This is a genomic window from Ramlibacter sp. WS9, from assembly GCF_003797765.1.
GTDB lineage: Bacteria > Pseudomonadota > Gammaproteobacteria > Burkholderiales > Burkholderiaceae_C > Ramlibacter.
In genome coordinates, this window is the sequence record NZ_RKMB01000133.1 from 1 (window position 1) to 478 (window position 478).

The following is a 478-nucleotide window of genomic DNA, read 5'->3' on the forward strand; positions in this document are numbered from 1 at the left end:
GGGACGATGTGACGGAAGGCCAGTTGCTGGTCGAGATCGACCCCTCCACCCAGCAGGCCAAGGTCGATGCCGGCCGCTATTCGATCGAGATGCTCAAGGCCCAACTGGCCGAGCAACGTGCCCAGTACACCCTCGCCCGCCAGCAGTACCAGCGCCAGCAGCGGCTGGCTGCCGGCGGCGCGACGCGTACCGAGGACGTGCAGAGCGCCCAGGCGCAGATGCTCGCCACCCAGGCGCGGATCGAGATGTACCAGGCGCAGATCCGCCAGGCCCAGGCCTCGTTGCGCAGCGACGAAGCCGAACTCGGCTATACCCGCATCTACGCGCCGATGTCCGGCACGGTGGTGGCGGTCGATGCGCGCGAAGGCCAGACCCTCAATGCCCAGCAGCAGACCCCGTTGATCCTGCGGATCGCCAAATTGTCGCCGATGACCGTCTGGGCCCAGGTTTCGGAAGCCGACATCGGCCGGGTCAAGCC

Annotated in this window: 1 pseudogene; it reads left to right on the forward strand. The window is 67.6% G+C overall.

Going from position 1 to position 478, the window contains the following annotated elements:
* Positions 1 to 478, forward strand: a pseudogene (pvdR, locus tag EEB15_RS33305) (pyoverdine export/recycling transporter periplasmic adaptor subunit PvdR); the annotation flags it as partial.